Here is a 19599-nt window from a genome sequence, read left to right as displayed (position 1 = left end):
CGCGACGATGACCCGAACCCAGGAGCGCATCCCGACGGTGGTCGTGGACGACGCGCACATCATCTACCGGGTGCACCAGGGCGCCGCCGGTGGCACCACGCCGGTGGCAGCGCTGCGCCGGCTGGTCAAGCGCACCCATGCGCCGAACGTCCGGGAGGTGCACGCGGTCAAGGGCATCTCCTTCACCGCGTACCGGGGTGAGGCGATCGGGCTGATCGGCAGCAACGGCTCCGGCAAGTCGACAATCCTGCGGGCCATCGCCGGTCTGCTGCCGGTGAACCGGGGCGCCATCCACACCCAGGGGCAGCCGTCGCTGCTGGGCGTCAACGCCGCCCTGCTCAACGACCTCTCCGGCGAGCGCAACGTCGTCCTCGGGTGCCTGGCCATGGGCATGCACCCCGACGACGTTGCCAGACAGGCCGCGGGGATCATCGACTTCTCCGGGATCAACGAGCGGGGTGACTTCGCCAGCCTGCCGATGCGGACGTACTCGTCGGGCATGGCGGCCCGGCTGCGGTTCTCCATCGCCGCCGCCAAGAAGCACGACGTGCTGCTCATCGACGAGGCGCTCGCCACCGGCGACAAGGGCTTCCGTAAGCGCAGCGAGCAGCGGGTGCGGGAGCTTCGGGAGGGCGCGGGGACGGTGTTCCTGGTCAGCCACCAGCTCTCCTCCGTACGGGACACCTGCGAACGGACGATCTGGCTGGAATCGGGCGTCATCCGGATGGATGGCCCCACCGACGAGGTCATCCGGGCGTACGAGGCGTACGCGAACAGCAAGTAGAGTTCCGCCGAACGTTCAGCGCCGACATGGCACCCGAGGACCGCGTCGCCCGCGTTGGGGCGACGCGGTCCGCGCGTTAAGGTTCATTCCGTCGCCGCTCGGGCGGAACCTTCCGTTAACGCATCCCTGAGAGTGAGGATCCGGCAATGACGCAGGACCAGACCCCTGGCCCGGACGCCGAAGCGGAGACCCCGACGCCCTGGCGGCCCGCACGGACAGTGGCGGTGGTTCTGGCCGGCGGCACCGGGACCCGACTGGGCCTCGGCATCCCGAAGCAGCTGCTGAAGATCGCCGGTAAGCCGATCATCGAGCACACCCTGGCGGTCTTCGAGGCGGCACCGGAGATCGACGAGATCATCGTGCTGATGGCCACCGGCCACGTCGAGGACGCCCAGCAGATCGTCGAGAAGGCCGGCCTGCGCAAGGTCACCAAGGTGATCGAGGGTGGTGACACCCGCAACGCCACCACCCGGATCGCGCTGGACGCTGTCGGCCCGGAAGATTGCAACATCCTCTTCCACGACGCGGTGCGCCCGCTGCTCAGCGGCCGGATCGTGCGCGAGTGCGTCAACGCGCTCTGGAGCTACGACGCGGTGGACGTGGCCATCCCCTCCGCGGACACGATCATCCAGGTCGACGAGAACGACTGCATCACCGACATCCCGGTGCGCTCCCGGCTGCGCCGTGGTCAGACCCCGCAGGCGTTCCGCTCCCCCACGATCCGGGCGGCGTACCAGATCGCCGAGGACGACAGGGACTTCGCCGCCACCGACGACTGTGGCGTGGTGCTGCGCTACCTGCCCGGCACCCCGATCAAGGTGATCGACGGTTCGGACGAGAACATCAAGGTCACCCACCCGGTCGACGTGCACCTGGCGGACAAGCTCTTCCAACTCGCCGCCGCGCAGGCGCCCCGACTCACCGACCACCGCAGCTACAGCGAGGAGCTGACCGGCCGGACCATCGTGGTGTTCGGCGGCAGCTACGGCATCGGCCACGAGTTGACCGAGCTGGCCCGGCGCTACGGCGCCCAGGTCTTCCCGTTCAGCCGTTCCAGCACGGGCACCCACGTGGAGCGGGCCGAGGACGTCGAGGCCGCGCTGACGACCGCCTTCGAGGCCACCGGCCGGATCGACCACGTGGTGGTCACCGCCGGCATCCTGGAGAAGGGCGCCCTCGCCGAGATGGACGAGGAGACCATGGACCGACTGCTCCAGGTCAACTTCGTCGGCCCGGTGACCATCGCCCGCCAGGCCCTTCCGTACCTCCAGCAGACCAAGGGCCAGTTGCTGCTCTACACCTCCAGCTCCTACACCCGGGGCCGGGCCCGCTACGCGCTCTACTCGGCCACCAAGGCCGCCCTGGTCAACCTCACCCAGGCGCTCGCCGACGAGTGGGCCGACGTGGGCGTCCGCGTCAACTGCATCAACCCGGAGCGCACCGCCACCCCGATGCGGACGCGGGCCTTCGGCGAGGAGCCGGAGCACACCCTGCTCGCCGCGGAGGCCGTCGCCCAGTCGTCGCTGGACGTGCTGATCTCCGACCTGACCGGTCAGGTGATCGACGTACGCCGGGCGCCCGGCGACGGGCCCACGCCGAGCGTGCCGACGCAGTCGGGGTCGGATCGGGTCGAGGCACCGGCCGGCGCGACGTCCACCAACTGACGTCGACGGCTGCGGAACCACGAACGGAGCGACATGCGCGGCGACCTGGTCCGAAAGCTGGCCGCCCGGTGCCTGACCACCGGGTTGGCAGTGCTGGCCTTTGTCGTGCTGGCGCTGACCGGCGCCACCGGCTGGGGGCTGGCGTTGGCGGTCGCCGCGCTGGCCGCCTCGGCCGCCGAGCAGCGGATCCGGCCCAGCGCCGACCTGGTGGCGGAGACCGGGTTGATCGCCGGGGCGATCATGGTCGGTTACTCCCGGCGACTGGACGACGGGCTCGACCTCGCGCTTGTCGCCACCGGGCTGGTCCTGCTGGGGCTGGTGCTGCTGGTGGGGCCGCTGCGCACCGCCGGTGCTCTGGAGATCCGGGCGGCCAACCTTCCGGTACGCGCCTGGACGCCACTGATCGCCGACCGGCTCGGCACAGCCCTGCTCGGGCTGCTCGCCGCCGTGGCGCTCGCCGCCGCGCTCGCCCTGCCGGCCGGTGTGGCGCTGGCCGCCAGCCTGCTGGTCGGCGCGGGCGCCGGTGCGGTCGCTCTGGACCTGGCCCGGCGACGGTTCCGTCCACGGTCCGGGGGCGGGTCCGTGGCCGCCGCGCTGCGCCGGCACCAGCCCGAATTCCTGCTCTACTTCTCCGCGCCTCCCGGCTCGGAATACCAGGTCACCATGTGGCTGCCGTACCTGCAACGGATCGGCCGGCCGTTCCTGGTCGTGCTGCGTGAGCCGGAGTTCCTGGCCCCGATCGCGGCGGCCACCGACGCGCCAGTGGTCTACTGCCCCACCCTGGGGGCGCTGGACGAGGCGTTGGTGCCGACCCTGCGGGCGGCGTTCTACGTCAACCACGGTGCGAAGAACAGCCACTGTGTCCGCTTCACCCAGCTCACCCACATCCAGCTGCACCACGGCGACAGCGACAAGGCGCCGAGCGCCAACCCGGTGTCGGGGATCTTCGACCGGATCTTCGTGGCCGGGCAGGCGGCGATCGACAGGTACGCCCGCGCCGGAGTGCAGATCCCGGCGGACAAGTTCGTGGTGGTGGGTCGCCCACAGGTCGAGTCGATCGACGTACGCCCGGAGCCCGCAAGAGGGTTGGCGCACCCGACTGTGCTCTACACGCCGACCTGGACCGGGCACAACGCCGACGCCGACTACTGCTCGCTGCCGGTGGCCGAAAGCCTGCTGCGTCGACTGTTGGAGCGCGGCGCGACGGTGATCCTGCGAGCCCACCCGTACACCACGCAGAACCCGGCGTCGGCCCGCCAACTGGGCCGCCTGACCGAGCTGCTCGTCGCCGACCGGGCCCGCACCGGCCGCCAGCACGTGGTCGGCGCGTCGGCTCGGGAGCTGAGCCTGACCGAGTGCGTCAACTCCGCCGACGCGCTGGTCTCCGACGTGTCCGGCGTGATCTCGGACTTCCTCTACTCCGGCAAGCCGTACGCGGTCACCGACATGGGCGACGAGGGCGACCGGTTCGTGCAGCGGTTCCCGCTGGCCGGGTCGGGTTACGTGTTGCGTCGGGACATGTCCAACGTGGACGAGGTGCTGACCGCACTGCTGGACACCGACCCGCTGGCCGAGGCCCGCTGGGCCACCCGCCGCCGCTACCTGGGCGACTTCCCGGCCGAGTCGTACGCCGAGGCGTTCCTGACCGCCGCCCGCCGGGAGCTGGCACCGGCTGAGACACTGGCCGCGTCCACACCGACGTAGCCGCTCAGCGGTACGGGTCGAGCAGCGCCAGCACCGCCGCCGGGTCCTCCACGTGCGCGTTGTGGCCGAGACCGGGCAGCGTGGCGACCGGCACGCCGTACTCCTTGAGCTGTTCGTCGGTGACCATCGGATCGTTCTCCCCGCGCGCCAGCACCACCGGCACGTCGGTCGCCGCCAGCAGCCCGGCCAGGTCGGGCTCGCCCACGGCGAACGCGCTCGGGTCCATGGCGAGGCGCCACCGGCCGTCGACCTGACGCAGCCCGGCGTCCACCACCGGGTGGTCCGGGGAGACCAGGCCGGCCAGCCCGGAGACCCGCAGGTAGCGGCGAGCCGCCTCGGCGCGGCTGGCGAACCAGCTCACCGGACGGGCGGCGACCTCGGCCGCGCGGGTCAGCTCGGCGGCTGTCCACTGTGCCTTGATGCCCAGCCCGACCACCGCGTCCACCGGCGTTCCGGCGGCGCGGGCGGCCAGCGCCAGGCCGACCACCCCACCCAGCGAGTGCCCGAGCACGACCAGCCGGTCGTCGGGGGCGAGGGCCTGCGCGATCTGCTGGGCGAAGCCCGCGAAGGAGTACGACTGCAGCGGCGACGCCCAGCCGTGGCCGGCGAGGTCCGGTGCCAGCCACCGCCCGGGCCAGTGCCGCTCAAGGTACGGTGCCCAGGGCAACCACACGTCCCCTGTCGCTCCCATGCCGTGCAGCAGCAGCAGGACCGGCCCGCGGCCGGCGTGACCACCCGTCTTCTCCACCACGGCCGCAGTGTCCCACGGTTCACGGCCTGGTACGAGAGCCGTCGACGGCGGACCGCGCGCACAAACGCCGCGGGCGCCGGCCCCTTGTGGGGGACGGCGCCCGCGGCGGTCAGCGTGCCCTGGTCAGGCGGAGTAGCCCCGGCTGGTGATCCAGTTGGCCAGGTCGATCGTGGTGATCCAGTACGACGGGTCGGCCGGGTTCGCCGAGTCGGCGATCCGCACGGTGCGACCGTTGTCCTTGTAGCCCACGACGGCGATGTAGTGCCCGCCGCCGTAGGAGTGCCAGCCGCCGTCGGTGTCGGTGGCGTCCCCGACGACGTTGGCCACCACGCCGCGGCCGTCGGTGATGGCCTTCACCACATCGGCCTGGAGGCGGTCCATCTGGGCCGGGCTGGGCGCGCCGGGGAACATCCGGGTCCGGTACGGGGAGCCCTTCACCTCGGCGTTGAGCACCCGGGTGGTGTCCTCGGCCGAGTTGGTGCCCATCTCGGTGGTGCCCAGCTCGGCGCCGAGCCGCTCCTGGGTGCGGTCGATGCCGGCGGCGCTGAGCGCGTTGCGGGTGGCCGCCGGGCCGCAGTTGTAGTAGGTGTTCTGCGCCTCGTAGTCGTAGTCGAGCACCTTGGTCGCGGGCGGCTTCGGCGGCGTCGGCTTACGGGTCAGGTCCGGGTTGCTGCTGGCCTTGGCGGCGGGGGACGCGGCGCTGGTGGCCGGGGCGGCGGTGGTCGGGGCGGCGCTGGCCGAGGGGGACGCTTCCCGGGCCTCGCCGCGGGAGGCGGCGACGTCGCTGCGCATCTCGGCGACAGTGGTCGCGGTGCGCTGGCCGGCCGGGGCGTCGTCGGCAGTGGTGAGCAGGGCGCCGGTGGTGGTGGCGATCGCCAGGGCCGCGGCGGACGCGGCGACGATCTGGTACGGGCGCTCGGTGGCGAGGCGGCGGAGCTGACGCTTCAGGGTGTGCTTCACGGGGTCCTCCACGGATCGGGGGGCGAGCGGCACACCGGGCAGGACCGGTATCCGGGCAGGCGCCAGCGCGCGGACTCTGGTCCGCGGATGGTGAACCGCTCAGGGGAACGCCCGGCGCGGCCGGGCGGGGAAGGCGATGACCCGGGGGGTCAGCTCACCGTCACTGGACGAATGAGCGGGTGCATCGCCGCGCCGTGGAGGCGAGGGAACAACCGAGGGGTGGAAAGGTGCTGCACGAGGAGTTGACTCCTTCCGACACCGCCTACCGGGTTAGCTGACGGATTCGGGCGGGAAGATCGCCCTACCGCGGGACGTGGCTCGCGGATTCACCCCGGACTTACTGGTGGATCCCCGGTTCGTTGATCACGATTAAGCGGGTCGATGCGGCGTCGCCTCTTGCGATCGGTTACCGCATCGGACAGGACGACAGTACTGGCGGCTCCGCGCCCTGCCAAGCCAGGTTCACCTGCGTAAACCCCAATCGGCGCGACAATTTCTGCGCGTATTGCCGATGATGTGACTCGATGGGACAACCGGTTACGGCGACGCCTGCGGGCGACAACCGGACAGGCCGCAGAGAACGCGCCCACAATCGCGAGAACAATCCCGCCGATCGCGTCGGACGTCCTAATTCACGAGTGGGTGACCGGCCTCACATCACGGATTGGGCTCAACCCACCCGGGCCGGGCGCCACAGCGCCACGACGGCGGGACGCAGCGCCCCGGCCACAGTGCGGCGGGCGGGGACCACCGTCGGGCGGAGCCGGGCCGCCGCCGCGTACGCCTCCTCGGCGAGGGCACGAGCCGACTCGGCGGCCAGCTCCGCGTCGCGCCAGGCGGCCCGCTCGCTGTCGGCGGCCACCTGGTAGTCGGCCAGCCGCGCATCCCTGACCACCCGGCTGATCAGCACCTCCTGCTCGACCGGGTGTCGCCGGGGATCCCAGCAGCGCCGGTGCCCGAACACGTCGCCGAGCTGCGCCATGGTCAGGTCGCCCCGCCAGTACGCCGCCATCGCCGCCCGGTGCAGATAGCGTTCCCGGGCGGCGTACTCGGCGGGGGTGTGCGGGGTCTGCGGGGTGGGCAGCGCACCCGCGCCGGCGAAGCGACGCGCGGCGGTGTCCGCCTCGTCGTACCCGATCCAGGCCCGCTCCAACTGCTCCTGAGCGGTCAGCCAGGCGGCGCGTCGCCGCTTGGCTGTGGTGGCCGCGCCGGCCGCGGCGACGGCCACCTCCTCGGCGTAGCGGCGCCTGTCGACGGCCTCGGCGGCGGCCAGCTCCCGAGCAGTGGGCCCGGCCGGGAGCGGGTCGTCAGTGCGCCGGTCCCGTTCGGGACGGGCGGCCAGCACGGTGAGCAGGCCCAGGGTCAGCAGGAACAGCGTCGACCAGATGGCGGCGGCCCGCGGCACCTCGGTCACGAACTGGTAGAAGACGACGGTCTCCATGGTCGGCACCTCGGGGAGAGAGCAGTGCGATGGGGGGCCACGCCGACCAGCGGGCCACTGTGGCCACGGGGCGGCGGGTCAGAGAGCGGGTGGGTCGACAGGGCGCGGTGACGGGACGGTCGTCCCGGTGACTCAGCGCCCGGGTGGGGCCCGGGAAGCCCGACCGCTCGCGGCATCGACGAGGGGCGGCAGGTCAGCCTCGGCCGCGCGGACCGGCAGCACGCCGGCCACGATGGTGTTCTGATCGCCGGGGAGCACCACCGGCGCGTCGATCGACCAGGTCGGGATCGCCTCTTCGGCGGCCTGCGGCGCCATCGCCAGGGCCGGGCGGGCCGCACGGGGTGCCCCGGAGTGCCGGTAGGAGGCCGCCAGCGAGCCGGCGGCGACGCTGGCCGGCACCGCACTCGACGTCGGCACCGGGCCGGGTGGTGGCGTGGCGGCCGTGGCCGGGCCTGCGCCGAGCGCCAGGGCCGCGACGACGGCGAGGCTGGTCAGCACCCGGGTCGCCCAGCGCGCCACCCACCACAGCGGACAGGTGAACGCGACCGGAAGCACGCCCCAACGCTACCGTCGCGCCGACCCGGGCGCACCGACCACGGGCGTGTCGGATCACGCCGCGCCGACCCTGTTGACCAGGGTGGACGTTGTCAGCGCAGGTCGACGTAGGTTGGTCGTCCGCCGGCCTGACCGACCTCGCCGGCAGGTCCGTCGACCTCACCACGGGCGCTGCTTGCACTGTCGGGTGCGTCGTCGCCGCCGCCCGCACGTTGTCGGGGGACGGGCGCCGGACGGGCCGCTCGGCGCGGCGCGAGCCGGCGCATCATCGGGGTTTCGACGAAGCGGTGCAGCAGCCCGGCGAGGATCAGGTTCGCCGCCAGGAAGCCGAGCACCACGGCCGGGCCACGCCAGCCCGCGAAGCCGATCCCCCAGGTCCCGTTCCAGCGCAGCACGCTCGTCATCACCAGCACGTGCACCAGGTAGAAGGCGAACGACACCTCACCGAGCCAGACCAGCGGCCGGGACCGCCACGGCGAGCGCCGACCCCGCACGTCGGCGTCCGCGGCCGCGGTGATCACCAAGAGGTACGCGACAGCGAGCAGCGTGGTCCACAGCTCGGCGCGGATCCACTGCGCCGCCGCCACCCAGGTGACCACGAAGATGGCGCTGGCCACTGTCAGACCGGGGCCGCGCCAGAGCCCCCGACGCATCAACTCGGCCGCCACCGCGCCCAGCCAGAACTCCAGCGACCGCACCGGCGGGAAGATCTGGGTGAACCACCAGCGGCTCACCTCCGGCACCAACTCCTGCGCCGGCCAGAGCGCGAGGATCAACAGCGGCAGCGCGACGACCAGCGCCCAGAGCAGCTTCGGTTTGGCCCGGCGCAGCAGTGGCAGCGCCAGCGGCAGACACAGGTAGAAGAAGAACTCACAGGACAGCGACCAGCTGACGGTGTTGATGCTGTAGAACCAGCCCGGACGGGGGTCCCACGCCTGCAACAGCAGCAGGTTCTCCAACGCCGCCGCCGGCAGGACCGGGTCGGCGAACCACCAGGCGACCGCAAGCGTCGCCGCGAACAGCACCAGGTGGTTCGGGTAGATCTTGGCGATCCGCCGCCGCCAGAAGGTACGCCGGGAATCCCCCTCGCGGGCCGACCAGACCAGCACGAAACCGCTGAGGATGAAGAAGAACTGCACCCCGGAGAGACCGAGGGTGAACAGCGCGTCGACGACGGCCTTGTAGTCCGGCTCGGCGATGATCCGCATGGTGCCGGCGTGAAAGCCGAAGACCAGCAGAGCGGCGATCCACCGCAGCCCGGTCAGCGAGGGCAGCCGGGACAGGGTCGGTGCGGGCCGGGCGGCCGACGTCGCGGCGACGCTCGTCATGCCGGGATCCCGGCGCTCGGCAGGGTCACCAACACGGTCGTAGCCTCCTCGTCGCGGCGTCGGACGGCGCGACGGCGACGCCCACGACGACCCGGCAGGGCCGCACCGAGGCACCCTACCGGGTCAGTCCCGGGTGAACCGGACGCATCCCACCCGCCCCACGAGCCCGCGTTCCCCGGGCCGGAAACCGCCCACCGGCGCGGCGTTAACCTTCCGCTGGGCGGGAGTTCAGAGAGTCCACCATCGGCGGCAACGTCAGGTTCCGAGGCCGGCCACCCGGGTCGTCGAAGGTGGCGGACGTGGTCAATGAGCCGACGCACGCACCGCTGCTGAGCATCGTCGTGCCCGTGTACGGCGTCGAGGCGTACCTCTACCAGTGCCTCGAGTCGATCCGGTCCGACATCCCGGCAGGCGAGTCGGACGCGGTCGAGCTGATCGCCGTCAACGACGCCTCCCCGGACGGCTGCGGCGACATGCTCCGCTCGTACGCGGTCAGCCGCGACGGCGTGCGTGTGGTGCACCTGAGCAGCAACGTGGGTCTGGGGCTGGCCCGCAACGCCGGGCTCGACGTGGCCACCGGCAGGTACGTCTGGTTCGTCGACAGCGACGACTGGTTGCCACCCGGCACGATCGCCGCGGTGCTGGACCGGCTTCGCCAGCACCAGCCCGACGTGCTGATGCTCGACCACCTGCGGGTGCACGAGGACGGCCGGCGGGAGGTCGACGCGAGCAGCCCGCTGCTGGGCGGGATCACCGGCGTGACCCGGTTGGCCGACCAGCCGCAGCTGCTGCGGGTGCAGCACACCGCCTGGAACAAGGTGGTCCGCCGGGACTTCATGCGCGAGCTGGAGCTGCGGTTCTTCCCCGGCTGGTACGAGGACATCCCGTTCAGCCACCCCCTGCTGATCGGGGCCGAGAAGATCTCCGTGCTGGACCGGGTCTGCTACCTGTACCGCCAGGGCCGCCAGGGCGCGATCACCTCCACCCGCAGTGGCCGGCACTTCGACGCCTTCACCCAGTACGAGCGGCTGATGGACTGGGTCGCCCGGAAGCACCCTGACGAGCGGTTGCAGGCCGAGCTGTTCGAGCTGATGATTAGCCACTACCTGGTGGTGGTGGGCAACGACGGCCGGCTGCACCCACACCTGCGGCGCGACTTCTTCCACCGGGCCGCCGCGCACTACCGTCGCTACCTGCCCACCGGCGGCTACCCGTTGCCCCCGGGCGTGACCGGGCTCAAGCACCGCCTCGTCGGGCGGGGTGACTGGGTGGCGTACTCGGCGCTGCGCCGGGCCCACCGGGTCGCTGGTCGCCTGCGTCGGTCCGCCCCGGTGGGTGGCACCGAGGGCGGTTCGCTCGCCGCCGACGAGGACTCGGGGCGAGGGGCGGGCGCCGGGCCGACGCGCGACGGTGGGCTCGCGCCGGAGCGGCGCGACGCGCTGGCCGTCGGCCGGTTGCCGTGAACGACCCAGGGCTGAGCACGCCGGGAGCCGGGGCGGCTCCCGGTGCCCTGATTTCCCAGGTCGTCCGCCCGCCGGGTGGACGACGACAGCACCACCGCACCCCGGTGCGGACGTACCTGAGCAGAGGTCGGAATGACAGCGACAATCAAGATCGGACCGCACGCGGTCGGTGCCGGGGAGCGGCCGTTGGTGGTCGCCGAGATGTCCGGCAACCACAACGGCGATCTGAACCGGGCGCTGGCCATCGTCGACGCGGTGGCCGCTAGCGGGGCGCACGCGCTCAAGCTCCAGACGTACCGGCCGGACACCATCACCATCGACGTCGACACCCCGGCCTTTCGGATCTCCAGCGGGCACGAGCTGTGGGGCGGGGAGAACCTGTACCGCCTCTACGAACGCGCGCACACCCCGTACGAGTGGCACGCCCCGATCTTCGAGCGGGCCCGCGAGCGTGGCCTGACCGTCTTCTCGTCGCCGTTCGACGCGACCGCCGTGGAGCTGTTGGAGTCGCTGGACGCGCCCGCGTACAAGATCGCTTCGTCGGAACTGGTCGACCTGCCGCTGATCCGACTGGTGGCCAGCACCGGCAAGCCGATGGTGATCTCCACCGGAATGGCGACTGTCGCCGAGATCGACGCCGCGGTGCGCACCGCCCGGGCCGCCGGCGCGGCGGGGATCGTCCTGCTGGCCTGCACCGCGTCCTACCCTGCGCCGCCGGCCGACAGCAACCTGCGTCGGTTGCCGGTGCTGGCCGGCGCGTTCGACGTGCCGGTCGGGCTCTCCGACCACACGCCCGGCATCGGGGTGGCGGTCGCCTCGGTGGCGCTCGGCGCCTGCTTCATCGAGAAGCACGTGACGCTGGACCGGGCCGACGGCGGCGTGGACTCGGACTTCTCCCTGAACCCGGCGGAGCTCACGGCCCTGGTCGCCGAGTCCGGCCGCGCGTACGAGGCGCTGGGCGGCACCGCTGTCGGACCGACCCCCGCCGAGCGGGAGGGGCTACGGTTCCGCCGGTCGCTCTTCGTGGTCGAGGACGTCCGGGCCGGCGATCCGGTGACCGCGCACAACGTCCGCTCGATCCGACCGGCCGGCGGGCTGGCGCCCGTGGAGATCGACCGGGTCCTGGGCCGCACCTTCGCCACCGACGTCCCCCGCGGCACCCCCCTGACCTGGAACCTGATCTAACCCGCCCCCGCCCCGCGATCGTGCGTTTACTGTCCCGACGAAAGGCGTGTAAGCCGCGATTCGGCGTCAGAAAGTGCAAGATCGCGGGGTGGGAGGGTCGGGGCGAAGCCGACGGTGACCACCAGGTCGGCCACCCGGAGAGTCCGCCAGAGCGCCGACCCGCCGGCCGGCGAACCCAGACCATGGCGCCGCCACCAGGCCATCACCGACACATCGGCCAACTTGCACCAGCATTCGGCCCTGGTCCAGCGGGCCCAGAAGTCAGCCGCGCCGAACCGGCGGGCCAGCGCCGGGGGCACCGGGGCGTCGGCGCGCTCCGCATCGATGGCCACCCGCCAGCCGGGCGCCGGTGGGCCGTACCAGCCGACACACCGTCCATCGTCGAGGTGACTGCGGGTCACCGCGTCAGCCATCGCGGCCGGCGACCCGATGCGCAGATGCTGCTCGGCGGCGGCGAGCAGCCCCGGCACCGGACGCGGCACGGCCGCCCCGCTGTGCCGTGCCGGTTGCACAGGCAGGGGAACCGGCCGCAGGTCAGATGGCGGCGGCACCGTCCACCACGATGACCTGGCCGTTGATGTTGGTGTGCTCGCGCAGCAGCATCCGCACCACCGGGGTGACCTCCACCGGCTCGGTCAGGTGACCGGTCGGGGTGCGGCGCACGATCTGGTCGAGCTGGGTCGGACCGAGCACGGCGGACATCTCCGAGGCGAAGAACCCTGGCGCGACCGAGTTGACAAGCATCCGGCCGCCCAGTTCGCGGGCGAGCGAGCGGGTGGCGGCGTCCATGCCGCCCTTGGTGGCCGAGTACGCGACGAGGCCGGGGAAACCGCGCTGCCCGCAGATCGAGGTGATGTTCACGATCCGCCCGCGCAGCCCGTTGGCGAGCATCCGGCGGATCACCAACCGGGTCAGCTGCAGTGGGGCCGTCAGATTGGTCTCGATGATCCGGGCGATGTCGTCGGTTGCGGTGTGCGCGTGCAGAGAGTCCTGCCCCATTGCGGCGTTGTTGACGATGCCGTCGATCGGGCCGAGGCGCTGCTCCACCTCGCGGACGAAGCTCTGCGCCGCGCGCAGGTCGGTGACGTCCACCGAGCCGATGTGCACCCGGTCCGGGTGCTCGGCGGCGAGCTTCTCCAACTCCGGGGTGATGGTGCGGGCGAACGCGGCCACGCGTACGCCCGCGTCGAGCAGGTCGGTGACGATGGCCAGGCCCAGGCCACGGGAACCGCCGGAGACGAGGACCACGGAGCTGGGCGGGACGAGCTGGGTGTCGGCTGGCTCAGACATCGCTCTTCAGGGTCTCCTTGACGGGAATGTCGGTCAGGACGCGAATGCGGCGCGGCACCGCGTGCTCGGGGAGCCGGTCGGCGCACCAGCGGACCAGCGCTGCCTCGTCCGGCACACCGGTGTCGGCGCCGGACGGGTCGGCGGCGGCGAGAACCACCTCGGCGACGACCATCCGCCCGAGCACCGGGGCGCGACGGCCGGTCACCCGGGCCCAGGCGACCGCCGGATGACCGGCGAGCACGCCGCGGACCACACCGGCGGAGACCTTGCTACCACCGACGTTGATCTCGTCGGATTCACGTCGGCCGGTGATCAGCACCCGGCCGTCGAGCACCTGCACCCGGTCCCCGGTGCGGATCGGGCCGGCGAGACCGGCCCCGTGGTACGGGGAGGTGACCACCAGCTCGTCGTCGCGGACGGAGAGCGTCGGCCGGCCCGGGGTTTCCCGGTCCAGCCAGTCGACAGGGAATCCGGCCCGCCCGTCGTGCACCACAATGGACGCCCCCACTTCGGAGGACGCGTAGATCCAGGAGATCCGGGCCGTCGGGAAGACCTCCCGCAGTTGGTCCAGGATCGCCTGGTCCACCGGTTCCCCGCCGAGGGTGATCTGGCGCAACGGCACTCGGGCCAGCGCCGCGGCGTCGCGGTAGAGGGTGCGCCGCCAGAAGGTCGGGGTGCCGGAGGCCGCGTCCACCCCGTGGGCGGCCGCGACAGTGGGCCAGTCGTCCAACTCGTCGGGCTCGACCACCACCAGGTGCTGGCCGGGCTGGGTCAGCGACAGGGTGACGACCTGCCACCAGGCGTACGTGCCCGGGGCGTACGGGCAGAGCCAGGTCCGCTCAGGCTGGTCGGCCCGCACCGTGGTCAGCGTGTCGAGGGTGTGCCCGACCCGCTTCGGGCGCCCGGTGGAGCCCGACGTCAGCAGCCAGAGCCGGCCCGGCTCGGCGGCTCGCGGCCGGGCCGGTGCGCTCGGGTGCACGCCGTCGTCGTCGAGGACGCCGATGGTGAACCCGGCCTCCAGCAGCTCGGTGCGCATCGCCGCGTCGACCCGGCCCACTGTGCTGAGCAGCAGCTCGGTGCCGTGCACGGCGTGCTGGCGCGCCGCGGTGAGCGCGTGCGCCGCCGAGCGGGCGAGCACCGCCGTCGGGTCGGGCAGGGTGGGCGTCGGCAGCGAACGCCAGGTCAGCGCGGCGCCACCGACGACGAGCCGGTTGTCGACACCGGCCGGCTCCGAGTTGGCGCGGGTGGGGTGGCGCGACGTCGCGACGGTCACTGGTGTTGAAGCTCGACGAGGAAGTCGAGGACGTCCCCGACGGTGGCGATGCGACGCAGCCCGGGGGCGTCGAAGTTGAGCTCCTCCCCCGTCTCGTCCTCCACCCGCAGGGCCAGTTCGGAGAAGTCGAGCGACCGGAAGCCGATCTCCCGCAACTGCGCCGCGTCGTCTGCGGGCAGCTCCTTGTCCTGATTCTTGAGCACCTGAGCCATGAGGTCGCGGATCTGCGCGCGACTCAATTCGTTCATGCGTCGCAGTCTACAACCCAACGAATGCATATCTGATTTCCCGGTGGGCCCGGGTAAGGTGCCGGAACCCGACGTGAACAGCCAGGAAAGCGAGACGCACGTGCTACGCGAAGCGACGACGGACGACGTTCATCTGATGTTGTCCTGGCGTAATCAGGAAACCAATCGACAGGTCAGCAAGACCAGTCACGAGATCACCGCCGACGAGCACGACCGGTGGTGGGCGGCGGTCCGCGACGACCCGTCCCGGCGAGTGCTGGTGTACGTCCGCGACGACCGGCCCTGTGGTGTGGTCACCTTCTTCGACCTGCGGTTGGACGGCCCCCGCACCGGCGCGTGGGGCTTCTACCTGGACGCCGACGGGCTGGACGGGCGGGGCGAGACACTGCCCGCCTGGCTGGGGGTCATGCGGGAGGCCGTCGAATACGCCTTCGACGGGCTTCACCTGGACCGACTCGACGGCGAGGTGCTCGGCCACAATACCGTCGTACGACAGATGAACCGACGTTTCCGATTTGTCGAGGGCAACCCGCGCCAGGAGCTGTCCGGCGGCCGGGAAATCACCGTCATCCCGATTTCACTGGCCCGGGCGGACCGCCGCCAACGCTGATTGTCGGACCCTTTCCGCAATAGACGGAAACGATTAACCGGCAGTGCTCCCGGTGGACATCCGCCGTTAACGAACAACGGTGTCCACCGGGATGCGGTGGGTCAGGCCCGCCGCCAGGCGGCCCAGTGCTGTTCCGGGTTGCCGCCGAGTCGGACGAAGCCGTACGCCGCGCCGTCCCAGTCGTCGACCTCCCCGGGCGCCCAGCGGGCGAACACGACCTGCGCCGCGGCCGGCGGCTGTTTGTCGCCGAACCACCGGACGTCGCTCCAGGTCACCTGGTGGCTGAGGTTGAACCGCAGGACGTAGTGCACGCCGGTCGAGGCCCACACCCGCTCGCCGGGGCGGACGCCGACGTCGGCCACCCGGGGCGTCGGGGCGGTGCTCTCGGCGGCCGGGCGCACGATCCGTTGGTCGATCACCTGCATCGTGATGAGGTTGGCCACCACGACGGCGCCGAGGATCGGCAGCCGCAGGCGGGGCAACCGGACCGTGGCGACGAGCAGCACACAGCCGGCGATGCCGACCAGCGACCCGACCACCGGTCGCAGCTCACGCCAGCCCCCGGTCAACGCCGCCAGGTCCGGCGCGCTGAAACCGCCGTAGCGCAACTGGTGGCCCTGGCCGGCCACGTACGCGAGTCGGGCCGCGATCAGCGCGCCGCCACCGACCAGCAACGCCACCGCGACGGCCGCCCGGCGCAACACCACCCGCCACCCGGCGGTGAACAGCACCCCCAACCCGACCAGCAGCCAGAACGGCGCCAGCATCTGCACGTAGCGGCCGTAGATCGCGTCCAGCGGCTTGCCGGTGATGCCGGACAGGATCACCGACGCGCCGCCGGCCACCCCGACGGTCACGGCGAGCGCCACGCCCATCGTCCAGCGGGCCGCGTCACCGTGCCGTGGACGCCACAGCTCGCGGACGGCACCGGCCCAGGCCACCCCGGCCGTTCCGAACGTGATCACCACGAGGTACCAGAGCTGGGTGGTGACCGCGGCGCTCACCCGGACCACGCCCTGGGCGGAGGCGACCGCGTCGAGCGTGCTGCCGCCGGGAGTGCTGCCGAGCAGGTAGACCTTGCCGCCGAGATGACGGATGGCGGCCTCGTTGACGAGCGCCAGGGCGAGCACCGGCAGCAGCGCCGCGAGCACCACGGGCGGGCTGATCCGGCGGCGGACGAACAGCAGCAGGACCAACCCGGCGTGCACTGCCACGATCACCAGGCCACGCGAGTGCAGCAGGTGGAACCCGCCGACGAGCAGGCCCACGGTGGCGGCGGCGAGCGGGCCGGGCCGGGTGATCCAGCGGTGCACGGCGAGCAGCCAGGCGACCACCAGCGGCGCCATCACCGCATCGATCATGGCGACGCCCGCGTAGAAGGCGGTGGCCGGCAGGGTCGCCGCCGCTACCGCGCCGAGCAGCGCGTACGAGCGACGCAGCTGAAACAGGCGACGACCGAACAGGTACGCCAGCGGCAGCAGCGTCGAGTTCACCATCGCGTTGATCAGCTGGACGACCCGGTAGCTGTCGGTGAAGTCCCGGTCCCCGAGGAACGCAGGCGAGATCAGCATCGGGTAGCCGACCCGGCGCAGCAGGTCGTTCTCGCTGCTGAAACCCCCCGGACCGCCGGCCAACGCGCGGGCGGTGTTCAGGTAGCTGTCCTCGTCGGTGTGCGCGATCGGCAGCACGATGTGCCGGGACCACCACATGCGCCAGGCCACGCTGAGCACCCAACCGGCGAGCAGCAGCAGCGGCACCAGCCAACGTCGGGCGGGCGGGCCGCTCGGCGTCTCGGCCACCACCGCCGGCCGTTCGGTCACGTCACTACCGGGTGCCATGAACGCCTCCAGAATTGCCGGCCGTACCGGGCCCGCGTTGATCCGACGGGCCTGCCGGCCGGCGTCGGTGACGCCCGCTGTGGCCCGTTCGCACCGAGCCGGTGTGGATTCGGGTGAACGTGGGTACCGGCTGCGCGCCGGACCGCCGGGTCGTTCGCGCGGTCACTGTAACGGCCCGATCCGGCCAGGTCAGCCCACATCCGGGGCGGTCGGAAGTGTTCGCCTACGCGGTGTTCGGCATTCACGGGAGCAGAGGTTGTGGTTCACCCACGAGCGCCGGGGAGTTAACCCGCCATGGCTAGCGTGTCACCCCGGTCGGCCGGCCCAGGGCCGCTCGTTCATCCACGAACACGGGAGCACCACATTGAGTGAGTTGAATGGATCGTCCATTCTGATCACCGGGGGAACTGGTTCCTTCGGCAGGACGTTCCTCCGGCACATCCTCAACGAGGCCGACCCCGCCCGCGTGGTGGTGTTCTCCCGCGACGAGCTCAAGCAGTACGAGCTGCGCCAGCAACTTGGCGACGACCCGCGGCTGCGCTGGTTCATCGGCGACATCCGGGACCGGCACCGCCTCACCCGGGCCATGCACGGCGTCGACCACGTGGTGCACGCCGCCGCGCTGAAGCAGGTGGACACCGCGGAGTACAACCCTTCGGAGTACATCGCCACCAACATCACCGGCTCACAGCACGTCGTCGACGCGGCGATCGAGGCCGGTGTCAAGAAGGTCATCGCCCTCTCCACCGACAAGGCGTCCAGCCCGATCAACCTGTACGGCGCGACGAAGCTGGTCGGCGACAAGCTGTTCGTCTCGGCCAACCACTACGCCGCCCAGCACCCCACCCGGTTCTCGGTGGTGCGCTACGGCAACGTGGTGGGCAGCCGCGGATCGGTGGTCCCGCTGTTCCGCCGGCTGGCCGCCGAGGGCAAGAGCCTGCCGATCACCGACAAGCGGATGACCCGCTTCTGGATCACCCTGGACCAGGCCGTGCAGTTCGTCATGGACTCGTTCGACCAGATGCAGGGCGGCGAGCTGTTCGTGCCGCGCATCCCGAGCATGCGCATCCTCGACCTGGTCGAGGCCGTGGCCCCGGACGCCACCACCCACGAGATCGGGATCCGGCCGGGCGAGAAGCTGCACGAGGAGATGATCGCCCCCGACGACAGCCGGCGGACGCTGCGCGCCGACGGCCGGTTCATCGTCCAGCCGACCATCGCCACCTGGGGCTACCAGGCGCCGGTCGACTGCGACCCGGTCCCGGACGGTTTCGCCTACCAGTCGGACACCAACGACGAGTGGCTCACCGTCGAGCAGTTGCGCGACATGCTCGGCATCAACGGATGACTCAGATGCTCCCGTACGGCCGGCAGTCGATCAGCGAGGACGACGTCGCAGCCGTCGCGGACGTGCTGCGCGGCGACTGGCTCACCACCGGTCCGCAGGTCGACGCCTTCGAGGCCGACCTCGCCCGGTGGACCGGCGGGGTCGGCGTCGCCGCCGTCTCCAACGGCACCGCGGCGCTGCACGTGGCGTACGCGGCGGCCGGGGTGGGGCCGGGCGACGAGGTGGTCGTCCCGCCGATGACGTTCGTGGCGACCGCCAGCAGCGCTGTCGCCCTCGGCGCGAAGATCGTGTTCGCCGACGTCGACGACGAGACGTTCTGCCTCGACCCGGCGGCGGCCGCCGCCGCTGTCACCTCGCGGACGACTGTCGTCGCCGCCGTCGACTACGCCGGCCACCCCGCCGACTACGACGCGCTGCGCAAGTCGGTCGAGGGCAGCGACGCGCTGCTGCTCGCCGACGCGGCGCACTCGATCGGCGGGACGTACCACGGTCGGCCGGTCGGTTCACTCGCCGACCTGACCACGTTCTCGTTCTTCCCCACGAAGAACCTGACCACCGCCGAGGGTGGCGCCGTCGCGGCGCTGGACCCGGAGGTCCTGAAGCGGGCCCGCCGGTTCCGTGGCGTCGGCGTGGTCCGCGAACGCGACGACCTGCGTTTCCCGGACGAGGGCGGCTGGCACCAGGAGGTGCACGAGTTCGGGCTGAACTACCGGCTGCCGGACGTGCTCTGCGCCCTGGGCCGCAGCCAACTGCGTCGGCTCGGCGAGTTCACGGCCCGCCGCAGCGCCCTGGTCGCCCGCTACGACGAGGCGCTGGCCGACCTGGACGGCGTACTGCTGCCGACGCGCAGGTCGTGGGCCGACCCGGCCTGGCACCTCTACCCGATCCGGGTGCTCGACGGACGACGCCGAGAGGTGTACGACCGGATGCGGACCGCCGGCATCGGCGTGCAGGTCAACTACATCCCGGTGCACTGGCACCCGGCCTTCGCCGACCTGGGCTACCGGCGCGGGTCCTGCCCGGTGGCCGAGTTGTTCTACTCCCAGCAGCTGTCGCTGCCGCTCTACCCGGGGCTCAGCGACGCCGACCAGGACCGCGTCATCGACGCGCTGACCGCCGCGCTACGGGGCGGCTCGGTGCGTTCCGCCGCCTGATGG

18 protein-coding genes and 1 riboswitch are annotated in these 19599 nt (G+C 72.0%); of the genes, 8 read left to right on the top strand and 10 right to left on the bottom strand.

Going from position 1 to position 19599, the window contains the following annotated elements:
* Nucleotides 1-7 precede the first annotated feature (7 nt).
* The 3 genes from AB0B94_RS22960 (at nt 8) to AB0B94_RS22950 (ending at nt 4152) form a co-directional block, all read left to right on the top strand.
* The gene (locus tag AB0B94_RS22960) at nt 8-784 is read left to right on the top strand and encodes an ABC transporter ATP-binding protein (RefSeq protein ID WP_091402180.1); all 777 of its coding nucleotides are present in this window, start codon (nt 8-10) and stop codon (nt 782-784) included.
* 146 nt (nt 785-930) lie between these two features.
* The gene (locus AB0B94_RS22955; protein WP_357283530.1) at nt 931-2448 is read left to right on the top strand and encodes a bifunctional cytidylyltransferase/SDR family oxidoreductase; all 1518 of its coding nucleotides are present in this window, start codon (nt 931-933) and stop codon (nt 2446-2448) included.
* Between the two features lie 33 nt (nt 2449-2481).
* Nucleotides 2482-4152 (top strand): CDP-glycerol glycerophosphotransferase family protein, encoded by a 1671-nt coding sequence (locus AB0B94_RS22950; RefSeq protein ID WP_357283526.1) that lies wholly within the window; start codon nt 2482-2484, stop codon nt 4150-4152.
* A 4-nt stretch (nt 4153-4156) separates the two neighbouring features.
* On the opposite strand, the gene AB0B94_RS22945 is transcribed toward AB0B94_RS22950, so the two are convergent.
* From AB0B94_RS22945 to AB0B94_RS22925, 5 genes are all read right to left on the bottom strand, one after another.
* The gene (locus tag AB0B94_RS22945; RefSeq protein ID WP_357283523.1) at nt 4157-4903 is read right to left on the bottom strand and encodes an alpha/beta fold hydrolase; all 747 of its coding nucleotides are present in this window, start codon (nt 4901-4903) and stop codon (nt 4157-4159) included.
* 123 nt (nt 4904-5026) lie between these two features.
* Nucleotides 5027-5875, bottom strand: a complete 849-nt coding sequence (locus AB0B94_RS22940) for a C39 family peptidase (protein WP_357283519.1) — start codon at nt 5873-5875, stop codon at nt 5027-5029.
* A gap of 232 nt (nt 5876-6107) precedes the next feature.
* Nucleotides 6108-6249: riboswitch (cyclic di-AMP (ydaO/yuaA leader) on the bottom strand.
* Between the two features lie 284 nt (nt 6250-6533).
* The gene (locus AB0B94_RS22935; protein ID WP_357283515.1) at nt 6534-7304 is read right to left on the bottom strand and encodes a hypothetical protein; all 771 of its coding nucleotides are present in this window, start codon (nt 7302-7304) and stop codon (nt 6534-6536) included.
* Nucleotides 7305-7436: 132 nt separating this feature from the next.
* Nucleotides 7437-7859 carry a hypothetical protein gene (locus AB0B94_RS22930; RefSeq protein ID WP_357283510.1) on the bottom strand — a complete coding sequence of 141 codons (423 nt, stop codon included), beginning with the start codon at nt 7857-7859 and terminating at the stop codon, nt 7437-7439.
* 92 nt (nt 7860-7951) lie between these two features.
* A complete protein-coding gene (locus AB0B94_RS22925) occupies nt 7952-9187 on the bottom strand; it encodes an acyltransferase (RefSeq protein WP_357283507.1) in 1236 nt (411 codons plus the stop codon).
* A gap of 299 nt (nt 9188-9486) precedes the next feature.
* Here AB0B94_RS22925 and AB0B94_RS22920 point away from each other — a divergent pair, with 299 nt between their 5' ends.
* Together AB0B94_RS22920 and pseI are read left to right on the top strand one after the other, a co-directional pair.
* Nucleotides 9487-10650, top strand: coding sequence for a glycosyltransferase (locus tag AB0B94_RS22920; protein WP_357283504.1), 1164 nt, complete (start codon nt 9487-9489; stop codon nt 10648-10650).
* A gap of 132 nt (nt 10651-10782) precedes the next feature.
* A complete protein-coding gene (gene pseI / locus AB0B94_RS22915; RefSeq protein ID WP_357283500.1) occupies nt 10783-11835 on the top strand; it encodes a pseudaminic acid synthase in 1053 nt (350 codons plus the stop codon).
* 26 nt (nt 11836-11861) lie between these two features.
* Here pseI and AB0B94_RS22910 read toward each other — a convergent pair whose 3' ends face one another.
* From AB0B94_RS22910 to AB0B94_RS22895, 4 genes are read right to left on the bottom strand one after another with little or no spacing between them, the layout of a single operon-like run.
* A complete protein-coding gene (locus tag AB0B94_RS22910) occupies nt 11862-12317 on the bottom strand; it encodes a hypothetical protein (RefSeq protein ID WP_357283496.1) in 456 nt (151 codons plus the stop codon).
* A gap of 52 nt (nt 12318-12369) precedes the next feature.
* Nucleotides 12370-13125: an SDR family NAD(P)-dependent oxidoreductase gene (locus tag AB0B94_RS22905; protein WP_357283492.1), complete on the bottom strand. Its 756-nt coding sequence runs from the start codon at nt 13123-13125 to the stop codon at nt 12370-12372.
* The gene (locus tag AB0B94_RS22900; protein ID WP_357283488.1) at nt 13118-14398 is read right to left on the bottom strand and encodes an AMP-binding protein; all 1281 of its coding nucleotides are present in this window, start codon (nt 14396-14398) and stop codon (nt 13118-13120) included. Before AB0B94_RS22900 ends, AB0B94_RS22905 begins: the two co-directional genes overlap by 8 nt.
* Nucleotides 14395-14646 (bottom strand): acyl carrier protein, encoded by a 252-nt coding sequence (locus AB0B94_RS22895; RefSeq protein WP_091401397.1) that lies wholly within the window; start codon nt 14644-14646, stop codon nt 14395-14397. The genes AB0B94_RS22900 and AB0B94_RS22895 overlap by 4 nt, the downstream gene beginning before the upstream one ends.
* 73 nt (nt 14647-14719) lie before the next feature.
* Here AB0B94_RS22895 and AB0B94_RS22890 point away from each other — a divergent pair, with 73 nt between their 5' ends.
* Nucleotides 14720-15256 (top strand): GNAT family N-acetyltransferase, encoded by a 537-nt coding sequence (locus AB0B94_RS22890; protein WP_357283483.1) that lies wholly within the window; start codon nt 14720-14722, stop codon nt 15254-15256.
* A gap of 101 nt (nt 15257-15357) precedes the next feature.
* On the opposite strand, the gene AB0B94_RS22885 is transcribed toward AB0B94_RS22890, so the two are convergent.
* Nucleotides 15358-17094, bottom strand: a complete 1737-nt coding sequence (locus tag AB0B94_RS22885) for a hypothetical protein (protein ID WP_357283479.1) — start codon at nt 17092-17094, stop codon at nt 15358-15360.
* Nucleotides 17095-17458: 364 nt separating this feature from the next.
* Here AB0B94_RS22885 and pseB point away from each other — a divergent pair, with 364 nt between their 5' ends.
* A complete protein-coding gene (pseB, locus tag AB0B94_RS22880) occupies nt 17459-18442 on the top strand; it encodes a UDP-N-acetylglucosamine 4,6-dehydratase (inverting) (RefSeq protein ID WP_210816822.1) in 984 nt (327 codons plus the stop codon).
* Entirely contained in the window at nt 18439-19596 is a 1158-nt protein-coding gene (locus AB0B94_RS22875; RefSeq protein WP_357283474.1) for an aminotransferase class I/II-fold pyridoxal phosphate-dependent enzyme, read from the top strand. Before pseB ends, AB0B94_RS22875 begins: the two co-directional genes overlap by 4 nt.
* Nucleotides 19597-19599 lie beyond the last annotated feature (3 nt).

The organism is Micromonospora sp. NPDC048986, from assembly GCF_040649335.1.
GTDB classification, from domain to species: domain Bacteria; phylum Actinomycetota; class Actinomycetes; order Mycobacteriales; family Micromonosporaceae; genus Micromonospora; species Micromonospora alfalfae.
The sequence above is the reverse complement of the archived record's forward strand: the minus strand, read 5'-3'. Positions and strand labels throughout refer to the sequence as shown.

Coding starts and splice junctions, on each gene's coding strand:
- AB0B94_RS22960 (WP_091402180.1), top strand. CDS start 8: ATGACCCGAACCCAGGAGCGCATCCCGACGGTGGTCGTGGACGACGCG.
- AB0B94_RS22955 (WP_357283530.1), top strand. CDS start 931: ATGACGCAGGACCAGACCCCTGGCCCGGACGCCGAAGCGGAGACCCCG.
- AB0B94_RS22950 (WP_357283526.1), top strand. CDS start 2,482: ATGCGCGGCGACCTGGTCCGAAAGCTGGCCGCCCGGTGCCTGACCACC.
- AB0B94_RS22935 (WP_357283515.1), bottom strand. CDS start 7,304: ATGGAGACCGTCGTCTTCTACCAGTTCGTGACCGAGGTGCCGCGGGCC.
- AB0B94_RS22925 (WP_357283507.1), bottom strand. CDS start 9,187: ATGACGAGCGTCGCCGCGACGTCGGCCGCCCGGCCCGCACCGACCCTG.
- pseI (WP_357283500.1), top strand. CDS start 10,783: ATGACAGCGACAATCAAGATCGGACCGCACGCGGTCGGTGCCGGGGAG.
- AB0B94_RS22905 (WP_357283492.1), bottom strand. CDS start 13,125: ATGTCTGAGCCAGCCGACACCCAGCTCGTCCCGCCCAGCTCCGTGGTC.
- AB0B94_RS22895 (WP_091401397.1), bottom strand. CDS start 14,646: ATGAACGAATTGAGTCGCGCGCAGATCCGCGACCTCATGGCTCAGGTG.
- AB0B94_RS22885 (WP_357283479.1), bottom strand. CDS start 17,094: ATGGCACCCGGTAGTGACGTGACCGAACGGCCGGCGGTGGTGGCCGAG.
- AB0B94_RS22875 (WP_357283474.1), top strand. CDS start 18,439: ATGACTCAGATGCTCCCGTACGGCCGGCAGTCGATCAGCGAGGACGAC.